The following is a 3,214-nucleotide window of genomic DNA, read 5'->3' on the forward strand; positions in this document are numbered from 1 at the left end:
CCAACGCCTGGGACGACACCGCTGGGTCGTCGAACGCACCCTGGCCTGGCTGACCAACGGCTACCGCCGACTCGCCATCCGCTGGGAACGCCACGCTCGCAACTACCTCGCCTTCACCACACTCGCCGCCACACTCGTCTGCTTCAAGAAACTCCCCACATGAGACACGCTCTAAGCCGGCCGGCGGGTAAGGCCACGCTTTCCAGTGGCCCCGCCTTTTAGCCTTACCCAGGCTGCCGCTAGGGGCCCCAAACAAAACAACTTCACCACAACGGGCACCCCAGCTTTAATCTGGCGCCCAAGCGCCGGCGTCGCCGCCAGGCGACCAGGCCGACCCCCGAGGCGCAGCCGAGGCCCAGTGACCCCCCAAAGCCCCCCACCCACCCCCCACCATCAGCTAAGTTCCGCCCCATGACCACCCCAGACGACGCCATCGTCGTCGACAACATCCACAAGTCCTACGGAGACCTCCGAGCCGTCAACGGCCTCACCTTCACCGTCCACCCCGGCGAGTTCTTCGGCATCCTCGGCCCCAACGGCGCGGGCAAGACAACCGCTCTCGAGATCATCGAGGGCCTCCGAAAACCGGACCAGGGTTCAGTAAGGCTCCTCGGCCACAACCCTTTCCCCCGCACCGTCGCCCTCCTGCCCAGGATCGGCGTCCAACTCCAGGCTTCCGCTTTCTTCACCAAGCTCACCGCCCGTGAACAGTTGGAGACTTTCGCCGCCCTCTACGGCATCGAAACCCAACGGGCGCACGACATGCTCGATCTCGTCGGCCTCACCGACAAGGCAGGCACCCGCGAGGACAAGCTCTCCGGCGGCCAACGCCAGCGCCTGTCCATCGCCTGCGCCCTCGTCCACGACCCCGACATCGTCTTCCTGGACGAGCCGACCGCGGCGCTCGACCCGCAGGCGCGCCGCAACCTCTGGGACGTCCTGCGCGCCATCCAGGCCCGCGGCAAGACGATCGTCTACACCACCCACTACCTCGACGAGGCCGAGATCCTCTGCGACCGGGTGGCCATCATGGACAAGGGCGAGATCCTCGCCCTCGACACCCCGGCCGCTCTGGTCCGGGGTCTCGACGCGCCCACCAGGATCATCCTGGACAAGAGCACGGCGCCCCGGGATCTGCCCGGTGCCGACGAGGTCACCGAGGACGACCTGTCGGTGACGATCACCACCCGCGCTCCCGCGCTCGTGCTGACGGCGCTCGCCGAACGCGGCGCCCTGGACGGTCTCCAGGTCCGCACCGCCACCCTGGAGGACGTCTTCCTCCACCTCACCGGACGGGAGTACCGGGCGTGAGTCCGTTCCGCAGCCTCTCCACCGCGATGGTCAAGAGCTTCATCCGGGACAAGGCGACCCTGTTCTTCGCCTTCGTGATGCCGCTGATGTTCCTGGTCATCTTCGGTCTGCTGTTCCGCGACATCGGCAGCGAGAAGATCAAGATCGGCGTGTACGGCGACGGCGCGGTGATCACCGCGCTGGACCGGTCCGGCGTGGTGGACATCCAGCGGTTCACCTCGCTCGACGACGGCATCGCCAAGGTCCGCGCCGGTGACCTGCCCGGACTGGTCGAGGCGACCGGCGACAACGTCGTGCTCCGGTTCGCGGCGAGCAACCAGGCGCAGGCGGGCACCGTGCAGGGCCTGGTGGCGGGGGTCACCCAGCAGCTCAACGTCGCCGAGAGCGGCAAGCCGCCGAAGTACGACTTCCGCGCCGAGCAGGTCGAGGACGCCTCGCTCAAGCCCATCCAGTACCTGACGCCGGGCATCCTGAGCTGGGGCATCGCCACCACCGCCGTGTTCGGGACGTCGATCAGCCTGGTGAACTGGCGGCGCAAGCAGATCCTGCGCAGGCTGCGGCTGGCCCCGATCGGCGCGACCACCATCCTCACCTCGCGGCTGGTGGTCACCGTGGGCGTCGCCCTGGCGCAGGCGTTGCTGTTCATCGGGATCGCGCTGATCCCCGTGTTCGGCCTCACCCTGTCCGGCACGTGGTGGATGTCCGTCCCGATCTTCGTGTCCGGGGTGCTGGCGTTCTTCACCATTGGCATGCTCGTCGGCGCGGTCTGCAAGACGGAGGAGGCGGCCACCGGCGCGGCGAACATCGTGGTGCTGCCGATGGCGTTCCTGTCCGGCACGTTCTTCCCGATCGACCAGGCGCCGAAGTGGCTGCAGGCGGTCTCGCAGGTGTTCCCCTTGCGGCACATGAACGACGGCATGATGGACTTCCTGGTGCGCGGCAAGGGCCCGCAGGCCCTGCTGTTGCCGTGCGGTGTTCTCCTCGGGTTCACCCTCGTTGTGGCGTTCATCGCATCCCGGGTTTTCACCTGGGAGGACAGCTAACACGCGGCACTGTGCGCGAGCCCACTGGGCGCCACCCCCTTGCGCCCAGTGAGCCCGCTCACGCTCCACACTGGAACCCATGTTCACGCCAGCGGGTCGTTTCCGTGTTGTCGCGCTCGCCGAGGCCTTCTCCTGGGTCGGCCTCCTCATCGGCATGTTCGTCAAGTACTGCACCGACTTCGGCGACCTCGGGGTCCGCATCTTCGGCTCCGTCCACGGCGCCGTGTTCATCGCCTACCTGGTGGTGACCCTGGTCACCGCCCGCCAGCTCAGGTGGAGCCGCTACACCACCCTGTGGGCCCTGTTCTGCTCCGTCCCTCCACTAGCGACACTCGCCTTCGACCGCTGGTCCCTGCGCACCGGCAAACTCGACGGCCACACCACACCCGCAGGCATCCACCTCGCCGTCCGCCCACACCCCGCCAACTGACCCCACAGATCCCGGGTCCACTCGACCCGAATCGACGAAGCCCCACTCCCGCACCGCGCGCCCAAAAAAGACCACGCCGAATCGACAAAGCCCCACACCCACACCGCGCCCCTCAAACCCACACCTCACCGACGAAGGCCGCCAGCCCACCCCACGCGCCTCGAAACCCGCCGATCCCAACCGCCCGTTGTGGTGAAGTTGTTTTGTTTGGGGGAAGCGGTGGCCTAAGCCGGCCGGCGGGTAAGGCCACGCTTTCCAGTGGCCCCGCCTTTTAGCCTTACCCAGGCCACCGCTAGTAGGGCTTTGTTAGGTTGAAAGGTGGGATGTGTTGCCGGTGTGATCTTCTTGAGGGGTGACTCCGGAGGAGATGGGCCTGGTTCGGCCGGTGATCGAGGACTTCGCCGGGCGGATGTTCGGCGGGTTCGCCCGC

At 67.3% G+C, this 3,214-nt stretch carries 4 protein-coding genes; all 4 read left to right on the plus strand.

Annotation, left to right across the window (positions count from 1 at the left end; genetic code table 11):
* Positions 1 to 163, plus strand: a 163-nt coding sequence (locus H504_RS40540; RefSeq protein ID WP_157440667.1) for a transposase, incomplete at its 5' end; no start/stop codon positions are given.
* A 248-nt stretch (positions 164 to 411) separates the two neighbouring features.
* Positions 412 to 1,311: an ABC transporter ATP-binding protein gene (locus H504_RS0126160; RefSeq protein ID WP_026425187.1), complete on the plus strand. Its 900-nt coding sequence runs from the start codon at positions 412 to 414 to the stop codon at positions 1,309 to 1,311.
* Positions 1,308 to 2,354 (plus strand): ABC transporter permease, encoded by a 1,047-nt coding sequence (locus H504_RS0126165; RefSeq protein WP_026425188.1) that lies wholly within the window; start codon positions 1,308 to 1,310, stop codon positions 2,352 to 2,354. Before H504_RS0126160 ends, H504_RS0126165 begins: the two co-directional genes overlap by 4 nt.
* 79 nt (positions 2,355 to 2,433) lie before the next feature.
* Entirely contained in the window at positions 2,434 to 2,784 is a 351-nt protein-coding gene (locus H504_RS37090; protein WP_035306249.1) for a DUF3817 domain-containing protein, read from the plus strand.
* The last annotated feature ends 430 nt before the right edge of the window (positions 2,785 to 3,214 follow it).

Source organism: Actinokineospora inagensis DSM 44258, assembly GCF_000482865.1.
GTDB lineage: Bacteria > Actinomycetota > Actinomycetes > Mycobacteriales > Pseudonocardiaceae > Actinokineospora > Actinokineospora inagensis.

Bases quoted from the DNA above. Each gene is read 5' to 3' on its own strand.
- H504_RS0126160 (WP_026425187.1), top strand. From the start codon at position 412: ATGACCACCCCAGACGACGCCATCGTCGTCGACAACATCCACAAGTCC.
- H504_RS37090 (WP_035306249.1), top strand. From the start codon at position 2,434: ATGTTCACGCCAGCGGGTCGTTTCCGTGTTGTCGCGCTCGCCGAGGCC.